The sequence below is a fragment of the Hymenobacter convexus genome (assembly GCF_030580955.1).
Taxonomy (GTDB): domain Bacteria; phylum Bacteroidota; class Bacteroidia; order Cytophagales; family Hymenobacteraceae; genus Hymenobacter.
This window is the reverse complement of record NZ_JAUQON010000013.1, coordinates 109,941-131,362: the sequence shown is the minus strand read 5'-3', so window position 1 is coordinate 131,362 and position 21,422 is coordinate 109,941. Positions and strand designations below refer to the sequence as shown.

The window sequence follows — 21,422 nt, the reverse complement described above, 5'->3', positions numbered from 1 at the left end:
GGGTTCCTTTTATCAGGTATGAAACACTTTATTACTGTCTTTTGCGCCGTGTTGATTTCGATGCCGGCGCTGGCTCAGAACACGTTTTCCATCCGGGGGCGCGTGCTCGACAAGGTGACGGGCGAAACCCTGCCCGGCGCCACGGTGCAGGTTTCCGGCAACGGCCAGAACACCGGCGGCGGCGCCGATGCCGAAGGCGGCTACAAAATTGGCAACCTGCCGGCCGGTACCTACACGGTGCAGGCCAGCTTCATCGGCTACAAGCCGAACACCCAAACCGTGAAGATTTCGACCCAAAGCGTGGTGGTCACCTTCGCCCTCAGCTCCGACAACGCGAGCCTGGAGGAAGTGCAGGTGGTGGCCAGCCAGGCCCAGGAGCGCGAAACGCCCGTGGCTTTCTCGGCCGTGAACGAGGTAAAGCTGCGCGAAACCCTCTCGAACCGCGACCTGCCCATGATTCTCAACGAGACGCCCGGCGTGTATGCCACCCAGGGCGCGGGCGGCGGCACCGGCGACTCGCGCATCACCATCCGCGGCTTCGACCAGCGCAACGTGGCCACGCTGGTGAACGGCGTGCCCGTGAACGACATGGAAAACGGCAGCGTATTCTGGTCTAACTGGGACCTGGGCGATGTGACCAAGTCCTTGCAGGTGCAGCGCGGCCTGTCGGCTTCCAAAATTGCGGTGCCCGCCGTGGGCGGCACCATCAACATCCTCACCAAGGGCTTCGACGACAAGCGCAGCGCCCTGGCCCGCGTCGAAACCGGCTCGAACAACTACCGCAAGTACTCGCTCATGCTGAGCAGCGGCAACGTGAAAGGCGACTGGGCCTTCACCGCCTACGGCTCGCGCCGCACCAGCGACGGCTGGGTGAGCCACGCCTTCGACGACGCCTGGACCTACTTCGGCAACGTCAGCAAGCGCCTCGGCCACCACAACCTGTCGCTCACCGGCATGGGCTCGCCCCAGAGCCACGGCCAGCGCTTCACCTACAACCCGCTGGGCATCTATTCCAACGCCAAGGCCCGCGAGCTGGGTGCCAAAACTGTGTCCGGTGGCGACCGGGGCTTTAACTACAATACCGACTGGGGCACGCTCAACCGCTACACCCTCGATGCCAGCGGCAACAAAACGTACGAGGGCGCGAAGGACCTCAACTCAGCTTCCAACTTCTACCACAAGCCCCAGATTAGCCTCAACGACTTCTGGCAGGTGTCGGACCGGTTCTTTGTGTCGAGCGTGGCCTATGCTTCCTTCGGCAACGGCGGCGGCGTGACCGGGGTAAACGGCACTTCTTCCGGCCTCTTGGTCAATCAGGCCTCGGGCCAGGTCGATTTTCAGTCGATATACGACGGCAACATCGGCGCGCCCACCGCTACCAATCCCAACCCGAACCCCACGCGCAAGTCCAGCCAGATTCTGGTAAACAGCATAAACAGCCACCGCTGGTATGGTTTCGTGGTGGGCGGCGACTACCTGCTCAAGCCCACCCTCACGCTCTCGGCCGGCATCGATGGCCGCACCTACACCGGCTACCACTACCAGGAGGTGCGCGACCTGCTGGGTGGCAACTACTTCGTGGATTTGAACTCGGGCCGCAATAAAAATATTGAAGCCAACGGGCGCCTGCAGGTGGGCGACAAGCTGAACTACAACTACGACGGCAAAACCGACTGGCTGGGCGGCTACGGCCAGCTCGAATACAAGACGCCGCTGCTGTCGGCCGTGGTGAGCGGTACCGTGTCGCAGATTGGCTACAAGCGCATCGACTACTTCAAGGCCAAGGTGGTGAGCGTGAACGGCACCGACGTGCCCGTGCCCTACGGCGCCCCCACCGTGGTAAACGGCACTGCCTACACCAACGCCGACGGCCACACCGTGGAAACCGAGTGGAGCCGCTACACCGGCTACAGCGTGAAAGGCGGCCTGAACTACAACCTGACCGAGCACGACAACATTTTCTTCAACACCGGCTACAACTCCAAGGTGCCGTTTTTCAACTTCGTGTACACCCGCAACGGCGATAAATATAAAGATGTGCGCAACGAGGGCATCACCTCGTTCGAGGTGGGCTACGGCATCACCTACCCCTCACTGAAAGCCACGTTAAATGCCTACTACACGCTGTGGAGCAACAAAAGCAGCAACACCACCGGCGTCAACCCCAACGACCCCAACGGCCCCAGCGTGTTCTATGCCTTCCGCAACGTGAACGCCCGCCACATGGGCATCGAGTTGAGCGTGGCCCAGGAAATCAGCCGCAGCCTGCAGCTCAACGCCGCCATTTCGCTCGGCGACTGGCGCTGGACGGGCAACGGCCGCTACACGCTGATTGATGCCAACAACAACGTGCTGCCCGGCTACGAAGACAACGCCATCTACCTAGACGGCGTGCATGTGGGCGACGCCGCCCAGAACCAGTTTCAGCTCGGCCTGCGCTACGAGCCCATCAAGCGCTTCTACATCCGCCCCTCGTACCTGCTCTTCACCAAATACTACGCCGCCTTCAACCCCGCCAACCTGCAGAGCGAATCGAGCCGCACTGACTCCTACCGCGTGCCCACCTCGCAAAACCTCGACCTGCACCTGGGCTACGACCTGCCCGCCATCGCCCACGACCGCCTGCGCCTGGGCATCAAAGGCTCCATCCTGAACGTGCTCAACCAGTATTTCATCACTGATATTCCGTTGGGCGCCAGCACCAGCGTCACTGACCCGAGCGGCCTGAAAGGCTACTTCAACCGCGGCCGGACGTTCACCATCGGCCTCTCCGCCACGCTGTAGTAGTAAAACCGCCAAGGCGTAGACGAGTTAGGGGGATGTTCAATGGCTTTTGGCCGTCGAACATCCCCCTAACTCGTCTACGCCTTGGCGGTTTTACCGATTGCCAGCGGCCGCTGCGGCCAGTACGGCGCTGCGCATTTCTTCGGGCGAGGTGTTTTTGACGAGGTAGCTGTGGGCGCCTTCGGCCAGCACGGTGCTCACCAGCGAAGGGTCGTCGTGCATCGAAATAATGACCACGCGCACGTTGGGAAACTGGGTGCGGAGCAGGCGGGTGGTTTGCAGGCCGTCGAGGATGGGCATTTGCATGTCCATCAACACCACGTTGGGGCGGCTGCCCTGGTCGAGGAGCTCGAGCAGCTCCTGGCCGTTGCCGGCCTCGCACACCACCTCAATGCCCGCGTAGCCGCTGAGCAGGGCGCGCAGCCCCTTTCGAAACAGGATGTGGTCGTCGACGATGGCCAGCCGCACAGTGCCGGCTCCGGCCGCGGAAGCAGAGGGAGAAGTCATGAATTGAGCGAAAAAGTGGGGGTGGGCGTGCCGGCAGGCAGCAGCGTCACGGGCAGAATCGCCTCGACGCGCGTGCCGACGCCCGGTTCGGAATGATAATGCAGCTGGCCACCGAGCACGGCCACGCGGCTGCGTAAATTGATAAGACCCATGCCCACGGGCTGGCCGTGCGGGCCGGGGGGAGGCAGCTCTTCCAGCGCCGCCAGGTCGAAGCCCAGGCCGTCGTCGGAGTACGTAAGGGTGAGCAGGCCCGGCGTGGCGCCCACCCGCAGCAGAATGTGGGGCGCCTGGGCGTGCAGCAAGCCGTTGGTGAGCAGTTCCTGGGCAATGCGGTACACCATGAGCTCGTGCGGCGGAATGAGCCGGCCGAGCTGGCCTTCCTGCTCCAGGCGCACTTCGGGGCCGTGGTCGGCGGGCACGGCCTGCACCAGCGCCCGCAGCGCCTGGGCCAAGCCCAACTGCTGCAAGGTGGCCGGCTGCAGGTTGCGCGAAATGCGGCGCACTTCGGCCACGGCCTGGTCGATGAGGGCGCTGGCTTCGGGCGAGGGCGGGCTGCCGGGCGCAAACAAATGCAGCTTGGCCAGCGCCAGAATGGTGCCCACGCCATCGTGCAATTCGCCGGCGATGCGCTGGCGCTCGTCCTCCTGGGCCACCAGGGCGGCGGCCAGGGCCTGCTGCTGGGCAGCTTCCTGCACCTGCGCCAGTTCCTGTTGCTGGCGCAACTGCCCGCGTTGGTAGCGTACCACGAACCACACCAGCCCGAGGACGAGCAAGAGCAATGTAGGAGTAAGTAGCAACAACGGTAGGAGTGTATTCACATGAAAGCTCCGAAGCGAGCAGGTAGCGCAAAGTAGTAGAAAAAAGCCACCTAACCGACGGATTCAGGCAAGAGCTCAGGGTTTGTAGCGCAGGTGCGGTGGCTCAGGTTGCCGAAACAGCGGAAGCGCGGCCCCAAACCGGCACCCGCGCCGTTGCGCAGGTACTGGCCCGCTGGCGCCCAAAACACCGTTCAGGAAGTAGCCAGCGCCGCCTGCTCCACAGGCAGCGGGGCAGGAACAGAGGCATCGTGAGGCCTGGCTCGCAGAAAAGTCAGGGTTAAAAAATAGTTGAAACCCATGCCAATCAACGCGATTATCACGTATTTCCAGTTCTGGTCGTAGACGTTTTTCGACAAATAATCCAGGCTGAATGAGGTGACGGTACCCGCCGAATACAGCAGCTGTCCCAGCCCCAGCAGCCAGAAAGGGTCTTGCATGATGCGCGTTTTGGGCGAGTCATTCAGCATTTGCTCCAGATACAGCATGGCAAACCCAGCCAGCACCGCACATTGTATAATCCGGCTGCCGGGAACCGCCAGCGTCGTACCGTAAGCCAACATTGCCGCAATGCACACCACCGCTCCCAGCGTAACCATCTTCACCAAGCGCCGCGCGCCTGCCGAATGCAGAATTTGTTGGTAAACAGCCCCGAACAGCAGGATTTTGCCCAGATTGAAACCAACGACAAAGCTGTGGTTGGTGGCAAAAATGGCTGGGGATGAGAAGTTAATCCCCAGTGAGCAGAAGGCCGATAAGTACACGTACCAGCTCAGCAGCTTCACTGCCGGGCTAAAATGCCGCCGCCGCCGCCACACCACCACCATGGGCACAAGTACGCTGGCCTGGTTGAGGTTCAGCAGGTAGTCGGTGAATGCGGTGAACTGGTCGGGAGACATGCTGGACTGGATAAGAAAAAGACCGGCGGGCTAGCTGTTGAGCACGTTAAGCTGGCCCGAGTCAGGCGGGCTGGGACGGCCCTCATCGGCAATGATATAGCCGTCGCTGTACAGGTCGTCTTCGTTGCTGTCGGCACTCACTGCTACCAATTGGGACGTCTCGCCGTCGAGACCGAAGTAAAAACGAATGCCCTGCGACTCGGGCTGGTCCAGCAGCTTCTTCAAAATGCTGCTCCCCAAAAATATACCCAGCGTTTTCCCCGGATTGGCAGTCCGGTAAGCCGTGGTGAGTTCTATTGCTTTGGATAGGCTAATTTGACCACCTTCACTACCATTAAACGGCATAAATTTGAGGAAAATAAATTGAACAAAAAGAAGTTTTGGTTGGATGTAGGGGCCAAATATAGCGGCCTATTTGGAAGATTGATATCCGAATAGAAAAATCTTTACCACGCCCGGCCCGGTCCACCGGCCAGATGGTCGTGTTCGTCGTCGTCCTCTTCCTCGGCGGTTTCCTCTTCGTCGTCGTCCTCCTCCGTCAGTTCATCGGCCTCATCTTCGTCATCAAGCGTATCAAACACGCGGTCAAGGGAGGATTCGGCGTGACGGAGCTTTTGGCGGCACAAGCGGATAAGCTCGGCCGAGCGCTCGACGCGGGCGGTCAGGTCGTCCACATCCACGGCATCGGTTTCGAGCGCACGCAAGATGGTTTCCAATTCTTCGATGGCTTCGCGATAGGTCATATTTTTAGTTAGCAGTTAGCAGTTAGCAGTGAACGGTTGGAGGCAAGGGTTTGCGGCTATGGATTGGGTTTGGGTCGATTCCTGCCAACTGTTAACTGCTCATTGTCAACGGCTGACTGAAACCGATACAGCCGCAGCTCGGCCCGGTGCAGGTGGCGCTCCAGGGCCAGCTGCAGCTGGTAGCGGCGGCGCAGCAGGGTTTCGCGGCGGCGCCGGTGGTGGCGGGCAAAGCGCTTGAGCAGCACCCGGTCCCGCTGGCGCAGGCCGCGCTGCTCGCGGGCCAAGGTGCGCCGGGCGGCCCTGGGCAACTGGTGCCGGAAGCGCCCGAGGCTGGCCCCTAGCTGCTGCAACTGCTCGCGCGGGTGCTGAATGGCCTGGCGGGTGCGTTCTAGCAAGGCCGCGCGGGCAGCGTCGAGTTGGCGGTGGGCAGCGTAGCGGCTCTGGCTGCCCAACTGGCCAAGCCGGGCGTGGCGCTGGCTAAGCTGGCGGCGGGCGGTGCCAACTATCTGTTCGCCCAAGCCCAAAATGGCCGCTTCGAGCCGGGCCAGGCGCTCGACCAGAAAGGCGGCCACGGCGGTGGGGGTTTTCAGGGCGCGGTGGGCGGTGAGGTCGACCACAGCCTCGTCGCGCTCGTGGCCAATGCCCGTGAGCACCGGCAGCGGAAACGCGCCCACCGCTGCGGCCAGGCCATATTCATCAAAGGCCACCAAATCGGCCCGGCTGCCCCCGCCTCTTATTATAATGACGGCATCGAACTGCCCGCGCCGGGCGCGCACCCCATCCAGCGCCGCGCGGATGCTGGCCGGGGCGTCGTCGCCCTGCATCATGGCCGGGAACAGGGTGAGGGCAAAGTCATACGGAGCCTCATCGAGCTGCTGCACAAAATCCTGAAAGCCGGCGGCGGTGGGGGAGGAGATGACGGCCAGCCGCTGCGGCGCCAGGGGCAGCACGAGCCGCTTCTGGCGCTCCAGCAGGCCTTTTTCTTCCAGCAGGCGCAGCGTTTTCAGGCGCAGCAGGGCCAGCTCGCCCACGGTATAGCTCGGGTCGATGGCCACCACGTCGAGGCTCAGGCCATACTGCTCGTGAAAGCGCACCTGCACCCGCAGCAGCAGCTTGAGGCCGGCGCGCAGGGACTGGCCGGTGGCGCGCTCGAAAGCCGGCGCCAGCTGCTGGTAGCGCTGGCTCCAGAGCGTGGCGCGGGCCTGGGCCTTCATCGGCATGCCGCGGCTATCGGTGCCCTGCTCGGTGAGGGTGAGGTAGCAATGCGCGCCGGCAAAGCGCGGCACGGTTAGCTCGGCCACTTCGGCCACTACCCAATAAGAATCGGCCAACTGCTGCTGCAGGGCCTGGCGCACGCGGGCCAGGAGCTCGGTCAGGCCCAGCGGGGGCGGGGGCAGCGTGGGCGGAAGCTCGGGGCGGCGGTTGTAGAGCGGCATGGGCGCAAGTTACGGGCAGCAGGCGCGGCAGGCCGCAGAAACGCGCCAATTGGTGCCGCTTATTTGCGGGTCTTTGTAGCCTGCCGACGGCCCGCTTCTGGAACCGCCGCCGTATTTTGCGGCGTTGGTGCAACCGCTGCAATGCTTGCATGTCTGTCGCTTCAAGGTATCATTTCTTCATCCCATTCCCACCTTCATGAGTTCAAATTGTATTACCCGGCGGCTTGGCCTAGCCGTGCTCGGCCTGGGCAGCCTAGTGGCCACCAACGCCTCGGCGCAAACCGCCAAACCGGCTTCGACGCAGAAAGGCGTTGGCATCAATATCGCCAACATCGACCCTTCGGTGAAGCCCTGCGAGGATTTCTTCCACTACGCTTCCGGCAACTGGCTCAAAAACAACCCCATTCCGGCCGCCGAAACGCGCTGGGGCTCGTTCCAGGAACTGGCCAATAACAACAGAGCCACGCTGCGCGCCATTCTGGAGCAAGCGGCTAAAAACGCGCCGACGGCCGCCAAAGGCTCGAACGCCCAAAAAGTGGGCGACTTCTACGCCTCGGCCATGGACTCTATGGCCATCGAAAAAGCCGGCCTGAAATACCTCAAGCCGCACCTCGACCGCATCATGGCCATCAACAGCCTGGCCGACGAGCAGAAATTTCTGGCCGACCCCAAAGCCCACGCGGGCAGCGTGTGGTTCGGTTCGGGCGTGGGGCAGGACGAGAAAATCAGCACCCAATACGCCGTTTACCTCGGCCAGGGCGGCCTCTCGCTGCCCGACCGCGACTACTACCTGAAGGACGACGCGCGCTCGAAAGCCATTCGGGCCGCCTACCAGACCTTTCAGGTCAACACCTTCAAATTGCTGGGCGACGACCAGGCCACGGCCGAGAAAAACGCCGCCGCCGTCACCCGCATCGAAACCCGCCTGGCCAAGGCCAGCAAGAGCCGCGTGGACCTGCGCGACCCCTACGCCAACTACAACAAGATGACGGTGGCCGAGGCCAACGCCGCCTACCCCAACCTGGCGCTGCCCCTGCAGCTGAAGGAAAACGGCCTGGCCGCGGCCAAAGAGGTGATTGTGGGCCAGCCCGACTTCATGAAGGAGGTGAGCGCCGCTCTGCAGCAAGAGCCCCTGGCCGACCAGAAGCAGTACCTGCGCTGGCATTTGGTGAGCGGTGTCACCGCCGCGCTGCCCAAAGCCTTTGGCGACGAGGCATTTGCCTTCAGCAAAGTGCTGACCGGCGCCAAGCAGCAGCAGCCCCGCTGGAAGCGCATGCTGGCCTCGACGGACGGCGCCCTGGGCGAGGCCTTCGGCCAACTCTACGTGGACAAGGCGTTTTCGCCCGCCGCCAAGGCCCGCGCCAAGCAGATGATTGAGAACCTGCGCGTGGCCTACGCCGAGCGCATTCAGGCCACCGACTGGATGAGCGCCGCCACCAAGAAGGAGGCCCTGACCAAGCTCAACGCCTTCACGGTAAAAATTGGCTACCCCGACAAGTGGAAGGATTATTCGGCCCTGAACATCGGCCGCGAGAGCTATCTGAACAACTTGTTTGCCGCCCAGGAATGGGCCAGCAAGCAAGAACTCGGCAAGTTTGGCAAGCCGATTGACCGCACCGAGTGGGGCATGACCCCGCCCACGGTGAACGCCTACTACAACCCGCCGATGAACGAGATTGTGTTCCCGGCTGGTATCCTGCAACCTCCGTTCTACGACCCCAAGGCCGACGACGCGGTGAACTACGGCGGCATCGGCGCCGTGATTGGCCACGAAATGACCCACGGCTTCGACGACCAGGGCCGCCAATACGACTCCAAAGGCAACCTGAAAGACTGGTGGACCAAGGAGGACGCCGATAAATTCAACGCCAAGGCCGCCATCGTGGGCAAGCAGTTCGATGCGTTTACGCCGCTCGACTCGGTACACGTGAACGGCAAGCTGACTATGGGCGAGAACCTGGCCGACCTCGGCGGCCTTACCATTGCCTACCAGGCCTTTGAGAAAACCCCGCAGGCCAAAGCCCAGCAGAAAATCGACGGCTTCACGCCGGAGCAGCGCTTCTTCCTGGCTTACGGCCAGATTTGGCGTACCAACACCCGCGACGAGTTCCTGCGCCAGCAGGTGCAGACCGACCCGCACTCGCCGGCCCAGTACCGCACCAACGGCCCGCTCATGAACATGCCCGAGTTCTACAAAGCCTTTGGCTGCCAGGACGGCAACAAGATGATGCGCGCCGCCGCCGACCGTTCGAAAATCTGGTAGGCTGAGCCTCACGCATGGCTTGAAAAGAACGTCATGCTGAGCTTGTCGAAGCATCTCTACTGCAATAGTAAATAAGTACTTGCGCGGTAGAGATGCTTCGACAAGCTCAGCATGACGTTCTTTTTTTAGTGAGTATGGCTGATTGCAAATCCCATATTCTTTCTGTCAATCTTTTGCATTGTTCAACAGCATTGTGCGGTTGTAACTTGCACATTCTAATCTTTCCCCACTTTTCGTTTTCATATGACTCAGTTCTCTTTTGTGCGCCGCGCGGCTTTGTCAGCGGCGGTGCTCGGGCTGGCGGCCGGCGTGGCCCATGCCCAGGACCAAAAAATCAAAACCAAGTCGAGCGCGGGCAAAACCAAAACCGTCGTGTCAACCACGGGGCAGTCCGGGGTGGGCATCACGCTGGCCAACCTCGACCGCACAGTGGCGCCTTGCGATGACTTCTACCGGTTTGCCAATGGCAACTGGATGAAAAACAACCCCATTCCGGCGTCCGAAACGGGCTGGGGCGGCTTCAATGTGCTGCGCAACCGCAACCGCGACGTAGTGCACGGCATCCTGGAAAAAGTAGCCGCCGACCGCACTGCCAAGCCGGGCTCGAACGCTCAGAAAGTGGGTGACTTCTACGCGGCCGCTATGGACAGCGTGGCCGTGGAAAAGGCCGGCTTGAAGTACCTGCAGCCCCGCCTCGACAAGATTAACGCCATTCAGGACGTGGCCGGCGTGCAGCGCTACCTCGCCGACCCCAAAAACTACGGCAAGGGCTGGTACGGCCTGGGCGTGAGCCAGGACCCCAAAAACAGCACCCAATACGCCGTGCAGATGTCGCAGGGCGGCCTGACTATGGCCGACCGCGACTATTACCTAAAGGACGACGCGCGCTCGAAAACCATTCGGGCCGCCTACCGCACCTACCAGGTGAACACCTTTAAGCTGCTGGGCGACGACCAGGCCACGGCCGAGCGCAACGCCGATGCCGTAATGCGCATCGAAACGCGCATGGCCAAGGCCAGCCGCGACCGGGTGGCCCTGCGCGACCGCGACAAAAACTACAACAAGATGACCGTGGCCCAGGTGGCCGCCGACTACCCCAACCTCGACATTCCGCTGCGCCTAAAGGAAAGCGGCCTAAGCGGGGCCAAGGACATCATCGTGGGCCAGCCCGAATACTTGAAGGAGGCCAACGCTATGATAAAGGAGGAGCCCATTGCCGACCAGAAGCAATACCTGCGCTGGCACCTGGTGGAAGGTGTGTCCTCGGCGTTGCCGAAGGCCTATGTGGACGAATCCTTTAAATTCTCGCAGGTGCTGACCGGCGCCAAGGTGCCCCAGGCGCGCTGGAAGCGCGCCTACGCCGCCACCGACGGCGCTTTGGGTGAAGCCTTCGGCCAGATTTACGTGGACCAGGATTTCAGCCCCGCCGCCAAAGCTAAAGCCAAACTGATGGTGGAAAACATGCGCCAGGCTTACGCCGAGCGCATTCAGGCCACCGAGTGGATGAGCGCCGCCACCAAAGCCGAGGCACTCAAGAAGCTGAACGCCTTTGTGGTGAAAATCGGTTACCCCGACAAGTGGAAGGATTATTCCAAGCTGACCGTAAGCCGCGAAAGCGCGCTGAACAACCTGTTTGCCGTGTCGGAATTCAACACGATGGACCGGCTCAGCAAGTTTGGCCAGCCCGTTGACCGCACCGTGTGGGGCATGACGCCGCCCACGGTGAACGCCTACTACAACGCCAGCCTGAACGAGATTGTGTTCCCGGCCGGCATCCTGCAGTCGCCCTTCTACGACCCCAAGGCCGACGACGCGGTGAACTATGGCGGTATTGGCGCGGTAATCGGCCACGAAATGACCCACGGCTTCGACGACCAGGGCCGCAAAGTGGACTCGGAAGGCAACCTGCGCGACTGGTGGACCAAGGAAGACGGCGAGAAGTTCATGGCCAAGGCCGATGTGGTGGGCAAGCAGTACGACGCCTTCACGCCGCTGGACTCGGTGCACGTGAACGGCAAGCTGACCATGGGCGAGAACCTGGCCGACCTCGGCGGCCTCACCATCGCCTACGCGGCCTTCATGAAAACGCCCCAGGCCAAGGCCGGCAAAATCATCGACGGCTTCACGCCCGAGCAGCGCTTCTTCCTGAGCTGGGCCCAAATCTGGCGCATCAACCAGCGCCCCGAAACCACCCGCCAGCTCGTGCAAACCGACCCGCACTCGCCGGGCCAGTTCCGCACCATCGGGCCGCTGCAGAACTTTCCGGAGTTCCACAAGGCCTTCGGCTGCAAGGACGGCGACAAGATGGTGCGCTCGGTTTCCAACCGCGCCAAAATTTGGTAAGGCGTTTGCATATACGCTCCTGAATCACGCACGGGAAACTGTTTCCGCGCCCGATACGAGAAGGTCCGCTCCCTATAGGGGCGGGCCTTTTTACATTTTGGTGGCCTGCCTGTCATTGCGAGTTAAGCGCAGGGCAACGCGGCAATCCGTCCTCTCTAAACCAGACTCAAACTTTTACCAGAAAGCCCCGGCACTGCACAGTGCCAGGGCTTTTCGTTTTGAAAATAAGCGTTGTCACATTAGAAAGCTGGTCGCTGAGAACAGGACGGATTGCCGCGTTGCCCTGCGCTCCACTCGCAATGACAAAAGTCCTCACTTCACCACTTCCACCTTCATCGGAATGTCTTTCACCGGCCACTTGTCCGACTCCACGGGCTCGTTCGAAATTTTGTCGACCACGTCCTGGCCTTCGATGACTTCGCCGAAAACCGTGTACTTGCCGTCGAGCGAGGGCACGCCGCCCACGGTGGCGTAGGCTTTGATTTGGGCGGGCGTGAGCTTGCGGCCAGCCATGGCCTGCGACTGGAACGGCGCCATCTTCTCGCCCACCACGAAGTAGAAATCGGTGTTGGAAGAGAGGTGGCCAGGGTTTTGGTCGTCGTCGTAGCGGGCCATGCCGAGGGCGCCTTTGTGGTGGAAGTGCCCGGCCCGGAACTCGGGCGGCAGGCGGTAACGCTTCAGCCGGATGGTGCGGGCGTTGTAGGTCTGGCCGCCCTGCACGGCAAAGTTCTTCACCACGCGGTTGAACATGGTTTCGTCGAACACCCCCTTGCGCGCCAGCAGCAGGAAATTGGCCTTGTGAATAGGCGTGTCGTCGTAGAGCTTCACCCGGATGTTGCCCAGGCGCGTCTTAATCAGCACTTCCGAGCCTGGGTATTGGCGGCCGTAGGCCAGCAGCGCGGCCGGCGCGGTGCTGTCGGCCAGCGTGGCCAGGTCGGGGCCGGGAATGACGGGTTTGGCCTGGGGCGCGGCCGTGGGCGGCGGCGTCTGGTTGCAGGCGGCCAGCAAAGCCAGCCCGGCGAAAAGGAAGCGGTTCATGCCACAAAATAAGCCCGCGCGGGCAGATGCTCGCGCGGGCTTATTTTGTGGCACCCAAAGTGCACCGATGGGGCTTACTCGCCCTTTAGCTTCACTTTTTCGCTGCCGTCCTTGCCTTTGGTCTTGATTTTTACCTTATCAGTGGCCGGCGTGGTCGTTGGTGCGGGTGCCGAAGCCGGGGCCGCCGGAGCTACCGTTCCAGCTTCAGCGGCATCGGCCGGAGCGGGCGCCTCCATATCCTGGGCCGACTTAATCTGGTCGGTAGCTTCGGCTTTCTTCACCTTCTGCTGGGCCAGCAGGAGCTGGTCCTGGGCCAGGGTGTTTTTCTTCCAGGCCGCCAGTTCGGTACTGAGCTTGGCCTTTTCGTCCTTGCTGGGCTTGTTGGGCGTCATCAGGGCGTTGAGGTCGGGCTTGCCGGCATCCTGCCAGGCGGTGAGCCACAGCGACGATACCAGCGTGGGCGCCCCCTTGAGGCGGTAGTCCACCATGCCGCCCACGGCCTTCTCGTACTCGGCCGCGAAGGCGTCGGAGTAGCGGCGCGACGTCTTGCCGTATTTGTGCGAGAAAGTGAAGCGCACCTCCGGCTTCATTACTTTCTCAATCTTGGTGGCGCGGTCAAACGTCTCGCCCAGGAAGCCGTAGCTCTGCGCCAGTACGTCCCAGATGGCCGCCAGCGGGTCCTTCACGTACTTGGCCGGCTCGCCGTCGAGCTTGTAGTCGTTGATGTATTTCTCGGGCAGCTGGCTTTCCCAGAGGCTGTGCAGGCCTTTCTGGTCGGTGAGCTGGCCGTCGTAGTTCACGGTGGTGTGCAGCGGCACGAAGGCGTCGCCCACGTAGTGGCTCAGCTCGGCCGAGTACTTCACGATGGCGGCCGTGTCGCGCGAGCGGAAGGCTTCCGTCAGGTTGTCCTTCATTTCCATCACCACCCACGGCACGGTGCCGTATTTCTTGAGCGTGTCGGCCTTGAATTTCTCCACTGCCTTGTCGTACTGGCGCGGCATCTTGCCGAAGGGGTTGTCTTCGGAATAATGGTCCATGTCGATGTAGTGCTTGGGCGCCTCGGTGGGGTCGTCGTTGCGGCGCTCATCGGGGGCCGTGCTCTGGCGCACCAGGTCGGCCATGTGCCGGTAATAGAAGGCCTGAATCGACGACGGTAATTCATACACCGCCACCTGCGTGATGGTGCGGTGGCCGAAAAAACCCCAGGCGCCGGCAGTGCCGTGGGCAAGCATGAGGGCCGCAAGCAGCAGCGGCAAAATGGTTTTTTTCATGAAAAATGGAAAGATGACGGGGCGGGGAATAAGGGTCCTGCTCAAAGTTCGGGAATGGTTTGCACATTCGCTCGCGTTGCCGTTGTTGAACCCAACCAGCCGCTGCCGACGGGCCTACCTTTGCCCCGTGTTGTCGGTGCCTGCTAATTCTCGCTTATGCGTTTTCCCAGCTTTTCGATTGTGGTTTTGAGTGCGTTGCTGGCCGGGCCGGTGGCGGCGCAGGTGGTGGTGCAGCCGCCCGGGGCATACCGCACGGCCGCTGCCTACCACCGCCGCCAGCCCCAGCCGGCTGGTACCGACGCCTTTTTCCCCGACAAGCGCGGCCTGGTGGTGGTGGAAGTGCCCCAGGGCGCCCGCACCACCAAGCTGCACCTTGCCCCCGACAGCGTGTGGGGCTTCGTGAATGGCAAGGGCCGCACCACGCGCCTGTTTCGCGGCAACGAGTACCGCCTCGAATACGCCGATACGCTCTGCATCTACAGCAGCAGCAACATCATGGCCGGCAACGACCGCAACGGCACCAACCTGCTCACCCCCGGCGCCAGTGCTATGGGTTCGTTCACGAGCCCGCGCTATTTCTTCAGCCGCGGCCTCACGGGCCTTATTTTCCCGCTCACACTGCCCTACCTGCGCCAGGCGTACGGCGTGAGCAACCCCGCCTTCGTGGCCTCCCTGGCCGACCTGCGCGTCGACCAAAGCCTGGTCGATTTCGACCGCAAGACGGGCCTCTTTCGCATCACCACGCTCTACCGCGCGTCTAACGGGCGCTAGTCGCCGGGATGGGCGGTGGCCGCGGCTTTGCTGCGGACCGAGCTGGGCTGGGCCGCCACGGCGGCGTCCTTGCGGCGCTTCAGCAGCTCGCTCAGCTTCTCATAGATGAACGCGGCGGCTTGCTGGCGCAGGCTGTCGGCGTCGCCGGTCAGTTGCACGCGGTACTCGTGGGCGTGGCCGTCGAGCAGGATGGTGACGAAGGTGGTGCCCTCCGGCTTGTCGGGCGTGGCCGAGGCGCCCGCGCCGCACAGGCCGGTCACGGCTACGCACACATCGGCGGCGGGCAGGTGACGGTGCAGGCCCAGGGCCATTTCGTTGGTGGTTTGCTGGCTTTCGGCCGAATAGGTGGCCAGGGTTTCTTTCTTCACGCCCAGCAGCTTCTGCTTGGCATCGGTGTGGTAGGTCACCACCGAGCCCAGTAGTACCTCGCTCACGCCGGTCGCCGCGGCCATTTGGGCGGCGGCTAGGCCACAGGTGCAGCTTTCGGCCAGGGCCAGGGTGAGCTTCTGCTGCAAAAATTGCTGCACGAGGCCTTCAACATCGTGTTTTTTCATAGCGGAGAAGGAATTTAGAACGTCCCTGCCATACGCCAGCGTGCGTTGCTCGGGTTGCAGTCGAGCTTAATGTAAGGAGCTCGTTCTGACGGTTCGCCTCACCCCCCGGCCCCCTCTCCTTGAGGAGAGGGGGCCGGGGGGTGAGGCGAACCGTCAGAACGAAGCACGCGAGATATCCCGGCCTCGCTCGACATGACGTTCCTTCAACCCACCACTCTACTACAGTTATTGCTCACTCCGGTACGCCACCCCCGCCTTCATCACGAAGCGCGGGCGCATGAGAGCCGAAATGTCCTGCAGCGGGTCGCCCTCCACGGCCACGATGTCGGCCAGCTTGCCAGCCTCAATCGCGCCCAGGTCGGCGGTTTCGCCCAGCAGGTCGGCCGCGTTGAGGGTGGCGGCTCTGATGGCTTCGAGCGGCGGCATGCCGGCCTCGGTCATGTAGCCAAATTCTTTGGCGTTCTGGCCGTGGCGGTACACGCCGGCGTCGGTGCCAAAGGCCACGCGTACGCCGGCCTTGTAGGCGCGGGCGAAAGTGCCCTGCATTTTAGTGCCCACGTTCAGCGCTTTGGCCGCGATGACGGGCGGGAAATAGCCCGGGTGGGTGCGCGTGGTGTCGGCCACCGACTTGCCGGCGATGAGCGTGGGCACGTACCAGGTGCGGGTTTTGGCCATGAGCTTGATGGCTTCGTCGTCCATCAGCGAGCCGTGGTCGATGCTCGTCACGCCGGCCCGCACGGCCCGCTTGATGCCCTCGGCGCCGTGGGCGTGGCAGGCCACGCGCAGGCCCAGGTCGCGGGCGGTTTCCACCACGGCCCGGATTTCCTCTTCGCTGTACTGGGCGCCGGTGCCGTCCTTGCTCAGGTCGAGCACGCCGCCGGTGCTGGCGATTTTGATGAGGTCGGCGCCGCGCTTGAACTGCTCGCGCACGGCCTGGCGGCACTGGTCGGGGCCGTTGGCGAGGTTGATGGGGTGGCCGGCGTGCTCCATCTGCTCGAGGTTGAGGCCGTCGGTTTCGTCCATGTGGCCGCCGGTGGCCGAAATGGCCATGCCCGCCGAGAAGATGCGCGGCCCCGGCACCAGACCCTGGGCCACGGCATTGCGCAGGCTGGTGTTCACGCCCGAGCCGCCGCAGTCGCGCACGGTGGTGAAGCCGGCGCGCAACGTCGTCAGGGCGTAGCCCTGGGCGCGGAAGGCGATGTCGGCCGGATTCAGCGTGAATTGTTCGCGGAAATTGTTGCGGCTCGATTCCGATTCCAGGTGCACGTGGCAGTCGATGAGGCCGGGCAGGACGGTGCGGTTTTCGAGGTTGATGACTTTGTCCTGGGCGCCGCTGGCGGCCGTGTAGCCGCTTTGCACGGCTACAATCCGGTCCTTTTCCACCACAATGGTTTGCTGGCTCAGCAGTTTGCCGCTGCGCACGTCCAGCAGATTGCCGCAGTGCAGGTAGGTCTTTTGGGCCAGGGCAGGGCCGGCAGCCAGCAGCAAAGCGGCGGTGGCCAGGGCGGGTATCGAGTTGCGGGTCATGCCGGTTGGTGGGTTGAAGTGGTGGGTTGGCGGCATAAAAGAACGTCATGCTGAGCGAAGTCGAAGCATCTCTACCGCAACGGTAATCCAATCGACTCAACGAAGCGGTAGAGATGCTTCGGCTTCGCTCAGCATGACGTTCTTTGCGCCGTTCTGGCTGAAACCACCAGCCCATCAATCCACTCATCCATCAACCCACCACCGCATGACCACACAAGAAGAATTTGACGCTGCTAGCCAGCGCGCCCAGCAACTGCCCACCAAGCCCAGCAACATGGTGCTGCTCCAGCTCTACGCCCTCTACAAGCAAGCCACCGAAGGCGACCTGACCGGCGACCGTCCCGGCGGCTTCGACTTCAAAGCCATTGCCAAATACGACGCCTGGAACGGCCTGAAAGGACTGAGCCAAGACGAAGCCCGTCAGCAATACGTGGAGCTGGTGAGCGAGCTGGCTGGGTAGGAGCGTTTGTCAATAACTAAAGACGAACGTCATGCTGAGCGCAGCCGAAGCATCTCGCATATGGTAGTAATTCAATCGTTTAAAACAGGAATTACTATTGCGGTAGAGATGCTTCGGCTGCGCTCAGCATGACGTTCTTTTTCCTGCCTTTATTCCCAGACGATGGACATCTCCCGCAAAAAGCCCGCCTACCCGCTCACGCCGGCCTTGCGCGAGTACCTGCGCGATTACGACCGCGACGTGGCGCTGCCCGTGGCCTACGCCGACTTGCGCCGCTTCAGCAACTCCTTTCCGCTGATTGACCGCACGGGCAAAGACACCCTCTGGCAAACCATTTTCTTCGAAGGCCCCGAGATGCAGGAGCTGAGCGCGGGCCTGACGGAGGTGTATGCGCAGCTGAAAACGGCCGGGGATATGTCTTTCACGAAACACCTCGTGGCCGACCGGATTGACTACTGCGAGTTCGGCAACTCGCGGCCGTTTCGGGTCCGGATTGTGAACCGCTTCAACGACAACTACGACTATTTCTACGTGAAGCAGGCCGACGCCTCGCGGCTGTACGGGCTGGAATTGGAGCACCTGCTTTCGCCGAATTCCATCAACTTCCTGGTGAGCGGCGACACGCTCATTGAGGAGCACATCGTGGGCATTCCCGGCGATGACTTCATTGCCCAGCACCTCACCCGGCCGCACCTCAACCAGGTGCGCATTGCCAAGGAGTTTGTGAAATTCAACGAGCGCTGCTTCGTGCGGCTGCTCGGCGACATGCGCGCCTATAACTACGTCATCGCCGTGACGCCCGACTTCGAGGACGAGCAGTACCGCGTCCGGGCCATCGACTTCGACCAGCAGAGCTACGAGGGCCGCCGCAGCATGTACCTGCCCCGCGCCTTCAAGGACAACGCGCCGGTGGTGGAGATGTGCGCCCACCTGCTCAAGCCCGAAACCGTGCGCCAATACCAAACCGAGGAGCGCGCCCTCATGGCCGGCCGCGCCCGCGCCGAGCGCCACCGCCTCAAGGCCCTGCTCGACGTGATGCGCGCCCACGACCTGGCCCCGGCCGAGAAAGTCGAACAGCTCAAAGCCGAGCTCAACCGCTACCACCACACCACGGCCTTTGACGCCTGCGACTCGATGGGCGACCTTGTGCGCCAGCACCTGTGGGTGATGCTGGGCCCCAGCGCCCGCCCGGCGGCGGGGTAGGAGGGGCGCCCAAAACTAACCCGGCAGGGCCTCAGTTTCCCTCCCCAGGAAGCATGGACGAGGCAGAATTGGGGCAGAGCATTATCTTCCAGGCTTATTTTCTATTGCTTCTCTGTCTTACTGATGAAGAAAAATCTACTGTCTTCGCTGCTGCTGTTTCTTGCGTTGCTGGGCCTCACGCGCCCGGCCCGGGCCACGGCCCCGCCCGCCGCCACGCCCTCGCTGGCCACTGCCCTCAACCCCGACGGCACCCTGCGGCCCGGTGTCAGCGGCTCGTTTGATGCCCGGAAGTTTCGAATGAGCACGGCGCCCGACGGCCGGCCGGTGTTCCGGCCGGCGAGCACAAAAGGCGCGGGCGATGAGCGGTGGCAGGACGGATTTGGCTTGACCAATGGGGCTGCCTACATCGTGCGAACCGTGGTTCAGGCCGGAACCGATATTTACGTTGGGGGAGAATTTATGGCCGTTGGAAACGTCGCCGCCAACCGCGTAGCCCGCTGGAACGGCACCGCGTGGAGCGCCCTGGGCACCGGCACCAACAACGGGATGAATGGTTACGTTTATGCGCTGGCAGTGGCCAGCAACGGGGACTTGTACGCGGGCGGAACCTTCAACCAGGCCGGCGGGGCACCCGCCAGCTGCATAGCCCGCTGGAACGGCACGGCGTGGAGTTCGTTGGGCACGGGCACCGCCAACGGAGTAGATGCCTACGTTTATGCGCTGGCGATAGCCAGCAATGGGGACGTGTACGCGGGTGGTGCTTTCAACCGGGCCGGCGGCGCCCCGGCCAACCGCATGGCCCGCTGGGACGGCACGGCCTGGTCCCCGCTGGGCGCGGGTATGAGTTCCAGCAACGGAACAACCGGCTACGTCTACGCCTTGGCGCTGGCCGGCAATGGGGACCTGTATGCCGGCGGAGCATTCACCCACGCCGGTGGGGCCCTGGCCAACCGCGTGGCCCGCTGGAACGGGGTGGCCTGGAACCCCCTGGGCGCTGGCCTTGGCGGCGGGGTGAGCCAGGACGTGGAGGCGCTGGCGGTGGCCAGCAACGGAGACGTGTACGCGGGGGGCTACTTTACTCTGGCCAGCGGAGTACCGGCCAACTACATCGCCCGCTGGAATGGCACGGCCTGGAGCGCTTTGGGCACGGGCACAGGGGCCAGCAATGGGGTGAACTACACGGTCTTTGCCCTGGCGGTGGCCGGCAACGGCGACGTGTACGCGGGCGGCTACTTCGTTCAAGCGGGCGGGGCGCCCACTTGCCGCGTGGCCCGCTGGAATGGCACGGCCTGGACCTCTCTGGGCACGGGTGCCGGCAACGCGGCCGGCGACGTTGTCCGAGCCTTGGCGGTGACCGGTAACGGGGACGTGTATGCCGGCGGCTTTTTCACCCAGGCCGATGGAGTACCAGCCAACTCGATAGTTCGCTGGAACGGCTCAGTGTGGAACCCGCTGGGCGCAGGTGCCGACAAAGGAATGAACAACGATGTCAGCGCGCTGGCCGTGGCCGGGAACGGCGACGTGTACGTGGGCGGCTTCTTCACCCAGGTCGGCGGGACACCGGCCAATTACATCGCCCGCTGGAATGGCACGGCCTGGACTTCCTTGGGTACGGGCGCCGGCAACGGAGTAAACAACGGTGTCCGGGCATTGGCCGTGGCCAGCAACGGCGACGTGTACGCGGGCGGCTATTTCACCCAAGCCGGCGGGGCGCCGGCCAACTATATCGCCCGTTGGAACGGCACGGCTTGGAGCTCCCTGGGCGCAGGCACAGGTACCGGCAACGGAGTGGAAAGCTTTGTATATGCGCTGGCAATGGCCGGCAACGGGGATGTGTACGTGGGTGGGCGCTTCACGCAGGCCGGTGGAGCACCGGCCAACCGTGTGGCCCGTTGGAATGGCACGGCCTGGACCTCCCTGGGTACGGGCGCTGGCAATGGGATGAACAACGACGTCACTGCGCTGGCGGTGGCCGGCAACGGGGACGTCTATGCGTGCGGCTACTTCACACAGGCCGGAGGGGCCTCGGCCAACTACATCGCCCGCTGGAATGGCACGGGCTGGAACTCCTTAGGCACAGGTACCAGCAACGGGCTGAATAACCAGACCTACGCCCTGGCCGTGGCCGGCAACGGGGACGTGTACGCGGGCGGCTATTTCACCCAGGCCGGCGGGGCCGCGGCCACGCGCGTGGCCCGCTGGAACGGCACGGCCTGGAGCCCCTTAGGCGCGGGCTTGGGCAACGGAGTGTACAGCAGCACCTATGGCTATGGCGGTGCATTGGTGGTGGCTGGCAACGGCGATGTGTACGTGGGCGGCCTCTTTACGCCGGCCGGCGGGGGGCCGGCCAACAACATTGCCCGCTGGAACGGCACGGCCTGGAGCTCCCTGGGTACGGGCACCAACGATATCGTAAGCGGTTTGGCCACCGGCCCAACCGGCAAGCTCTACGCCGGCGGGCTTTTCGCCACCACCGGCGACGGCAGCAAGGTCATGGCCCACTTCGCCGTCTACGACCCCAACGCCCCATTGGCCGCTGCCACTGCCAAAGCCGCGCCTGTCGCGCAGCTCTTCCCCAACCCCGCCCACGGCGCGGCCACGCTACGCCTGCCCGTCGGCGCGCCCCGCCTCCCCATCTCGCTAAGCAATGCGCTGGGCCAAGTGGTGCGCCGTTACCCCGCCCCAACCACCGCCGAGGCCGCGCTGGACCTGCGCGGCCTGCCCGCCGGTGCCTATGTGGTGCGCTACGGCGAGTACACGCAACGGTTGGTGGTGGAGTAGGAGCGGGGGAAAGGCCGCCCGCCTCCG

General features: G+C 63.1%; 17 protein-coding genes. 7 read left to right on the top strand and 10 right to left on the bottom strand.

What is annotated here, in order from left to right:
• The first annotated feature begins 18 nt into the window (after window positions 1–18).
• A complete protein-coding gene (locus tag Q4S41_RS21960; protein WP_305033288.1) occupies window positions 19–2,784 on the top strand; it encodes a TonB-dependent receptor in 2,766 nt (921 codons plus the stop codon).
• Window positions 2,785–2,877: 93 nt separating this feature from the next.
• Here Q4S41_RS21960 and Q4S41_RS21955 read toward each other — a convergent pair whose 3' ends face one another.
• The 6 genes from Q4S41_RS21955 to xseA form a co-directional block, all read right to left on the bottom strand.
• Window positions 2,878–3,291: a response regulator gene (locus tag Q4S41_RS21955; protein ID WP_305033287.1), complete on the bottom strand. Its 414-nt coding sequence runs from the start codon at window positions 3,289–3,291 to the stop codon at window positions 2,878–2,880.
• Window positions 3,288–4,064, bottom strand: a complete 777-nt coding sequence (locus Q4S41_RS21950; RefSeq protein WP_305033286.1) for a sensor histidine kinase — start codon at window positions 4,062–4,064, stop codon at window positions 3,288–3,290. Before Q4S41_RS21950 ends, Q4S41_RS21955 begins: the two co-directional genes overlap by 4 nt.
• A gap of 236 nt (window positions 4,065–4,300) precedes the next feature.
• Window positions 4,301–5,005 carry a hypothetical protein gene (locus Q4S41_RS21945; protein WP_305033285.1) on the bottom strand — a complete coding sequence of 235 codons (705 nt, stop codon included), beginning with the start codon at window positions 5,003–5,005 and terminating at the stop codon, window positions 4,301–4,303.
• Window positions 5,006–5,035: 30 nt separating this feature from the next.
• Complete coding sequence (locus Q4S41_RS21940; RefSeq protein WP_305033284.1) at window positions 5,036–5,230, bottom strand: hypothetical protein; 195 nt, start codon at window positions 5,228–5,230, stop codon at window positions 5,036–5,038.
• A 221-nt stretch (window positions 5,231–5,451) separates the two neighbouring features.
• Window positions 5,452–5,748 (bottom strand): exodeoxyribonuclease VII small subunit, encoded by a 297-nt coding sequence (gene xseB, locus Q4S41_RS21935; protein WP_305033283.1) that lies wholly within the window; start codon window positions 5,746–5,748, stop codon window positions 5,452–5,454.
• 56 nt (window positions 5,749–5,804) lie between these two features.
• The gene (gene xseA / locus Q4S41_RS21930) at window positions 5,805–7,184 is read right to left on the bottom strand and encodes an exodeoxyribonuclease VII large subunit (protein ID WP_305033282.1); all 1,380 of its coding nucleotides are present in this window, start codon (window positions 7,182–7,184) and stop codon (window positions 5,805–5,807) included.
• 196 nt (window positions 7,185–7,380) lie between these two features.
• Between xseA and Q4S41_RS21925 the strand changes: the two genes are divergently transcribed.
• Together Q4S41_RS21925 and Q4S41_RS21920 are read left to right on the top strand one after the other, a co-directional pair.
• On the top strand, window positions 7,381–9,447 hold the full coding sequence (locus Q4S41_RS21925) for a M13 family metallopeptidase (RefSeq protein WP_305033281.1): 2,067 nt from the start codon (window positions 7,381–7,383) through the stop codon (window positions 9,445–9,447).
• 243 nt (window positions 9,448–9,690) lie between these two features.
• Window positions 9,691–11,790, top strand: a complete 2,100-nt coding sequence (locus Q4S41_RS21920; RefSeq protein ID WP_305033280.1) for a M13 family metallopeptidase — start codon at window positions 9,691–9,693, stop codon at window positions 11,788–11,790.
• Window positions 11,791–12,102: 312 nt separating this feature from the next.
• Here Q4S41_RS21920 and Q4S41_RS21915 read toward each other — a convergent pair whose 3' ends face one another.
• Window positions 12,103–12,828, bottom strand: a complete 726-nt coding sequence (locus tag Q4S41_RS21915) for a peptidylprolyl isomerase (protein WP_305033279.1) — start codon at window positions 12,826–12,828, stop codon at window positions 12,103–12,105.
• Window positions 12,829–12,902: 74 nt separating this feature from the next.
• Window positions 12,903–14,099 (bottom strand): zinc dependent phospholipase C family protein, encoded by a 1,197-nt coding sequence (locus Q4S41_RS21910; protein ID WP_305033278.1) that lies wholly within the window; start codon window positions 14,097–14,099, stop codon window positions 12,903–12,905.
• 156 nt (window positions 14,100–14,255) lie between these two features.
• Here Q4S41_RS21910 and Q4S41_RS21905 point away from each other — a divergent pair, with 156 nt between their 5' ends.
• Complete coding sequence (locus Q4S41_RS21905; protein WP_305033277.1) at window positions 14,256–14,870, top strand: hypothetical protein; 615 nt, start codon at window positions 14,256–14,258, stop codon at window positions 14,868–14,870.
• Here Q4S41_RS21905 and Q4S41_RS21900 read toward each other — a convergent pair.
• Window positions 14,867–15,424: a CinA family protein gene (locus Q4S41_RS21900; RefSeq protein WP_305033276.1), complete on the bottom strand. Its 558-nt coding sequence runs from the start codon at window positions 15,422–15,424 to the stop codon at window positions 14,867–14,869. The genes Q4S41_RS21905 and Q4S41_RS21900 overlap by 4 nt on opposite strands.
• Window positions 15,425–15,649: 225 nt before the next feature.
• Window positions 15,650–16,951 carry a metal-dependent hydrolase family protein gene (locus Q4S41_RS21895; protein WP_369811343.1) on the bottom strand — a complete coding sequence of 434 codons (1,302 nt, stop codon included), beginning with the start codon at window positions 16,949–16,951 and terminating at the stop codon, window positions 15,650–15,652.
• 205 nt (window positions 16,952–17,156) lie between these two features.
• Here Q4S41_RS21895 and Q4S41_RS21890 point away from each other — a divergent pair, with 205 nt between their 5' ends.
• From Q4S41_RS21890 to Q4S41_RS21880, 3 genes are all read left to right on the top strand, one after another.
• A complete protein-coding gene (locus Q4S41_RS21890) occupies window positions 17,157–17,411 on the top strand; it encodes an acyl-CoA-binding protein (protein ID WP_305033274.1) in 255 nt (84 codons plus the stop codon).
• Between the two features lie 162 nt (window positions 17,412–17,573).
• The gene (locus tag Q4S41_RS21885) at window positions 17,574–18,614 is read left to right on the top strand and encodes a hypothetical protein (protein ID WP_305033273.1); all 1,041 of its coding nucleotides are present in this window, start codon (window positions 17,574–17,576) and stop codon (window positions 18,612–18,614) included.
• Window positions 18,615–18,737: 123 nt separating this feature from the next.
• Window positions 18,738–21,395, top strand: coding sequence for a T9SS type A sorting domain-containing protein (locus Q4S41_RS21880; RefSeq protein WP_305033272.1), 2,658 nt, complete (start codon window positions 18,738–18,740; stop codon window positions 21,393–21,395).
• Window positions 21,396–21,422 lie beyond the last annotated feature (27 nt).

Coding starts and splice junctions, on each gene's coding strand:
- xseA (WP_305033282.1), bottom strand. CDS start 7,184: ATGCCGCTCTACAACCGCCGCCCCGAGCTTCCGCCCACGCTGCCCCCG.
- xseB (WP_305033283.1), bottom strand. CDS start 5,748: ATGACCTATCGCGAAGCCATCGAAGAATTGGAAACCATCTTGCGTGCG.
- Q4S41_RS21880 (WP_305033272.1), top strand. CDS start 18,738: ATGAAGAAAAATCTACTGTCTTCGCTGCTGCTGTTTCTTGCGTTGCTG.
- Q4S41_RS21925 (WP_305033281.1), top strand. CDS start 7,381: ATGAGTTCAAATTGTATTACCCGGCGGCTTGGCCTAGCCGTGCTCGGC.
- Q4S41_RS21900 (WP_305033276.1), bottom strand. CDS start 15,424: ATGAAAAAACACGATGTTGAAGGCCTCGTGCAGCAATTTTTGCAGCAG.
- Q4S41_RS21910 (WP_305033278.1), bottom strand. CDS start 14,099: ATGAAAAAAACCATTTTGCCGCTGCTGCTTGCGGCCCTCATGCTTGCC.
- Q4S41_RS21960 (WP_305033288.1), top strand. CDS start 19: ATGAAACACTTTATTACTGTCTTTTGCGCCGTGTTGATTTCGATGCCG.
- Q4S41_RS21945 (WP_305033285.1), bottom strand. CDS start 5,005: ATGTCTCCCGACCAGTTCACCGCATTCACCGACTACCTGCTGAACCTC.
- Q4S41_RS21905 (WP_305033277.1), top strand. CDS start 14,256: ATGCGTTTTCCCAGCTTTTCGATTGTGGTTTTGAGTGCGTTGCTGGCC.
- Q4S41_RS21915 (WP_305033279.1), bottom strand. CDS start 12,828: ATGAACCGCTTCCTTTTCGCCGGGCTGGCTTTGCTGGCCGCCTGCAAC.
- Q4S41_RS21890 (WP_305033274.1), top strand. CDS start 17,157: ATGACCACACAAGAAGAATTTGACGCTGCTAGCCAGCGCGCCCAGCAA.
- Q4S41_RS21920 (WP_305033280.1), top strand. CDS start 9,691: ATGACTCAGTTCTCTTTTGTGCGCCGCGCGGCTTTGTCAGCGGCGGTG.
- Q4S41_RS21895 (WP_369811343.1), bottom strand. CDS start 16,951: ATGACCCGCAACTCGATACCCGCCCTGGCCACCGCCGCTTTGCTGCTG.
- Q4S41_RS21885 (WP_305033273.1), top strand. CDS start 17,574: ATGGACATCTCCCGCAAAAAGCCCGCCTACCCGCTCACGCCGGCCTTG.
- Q4S41_RS21955 (WP_305033287.1), bottom strand. CDS start 3,291: ATGACTTCTCCCTCTGCTTCCGCGGCCGGAGCCGGCACTGTGCGGCTG.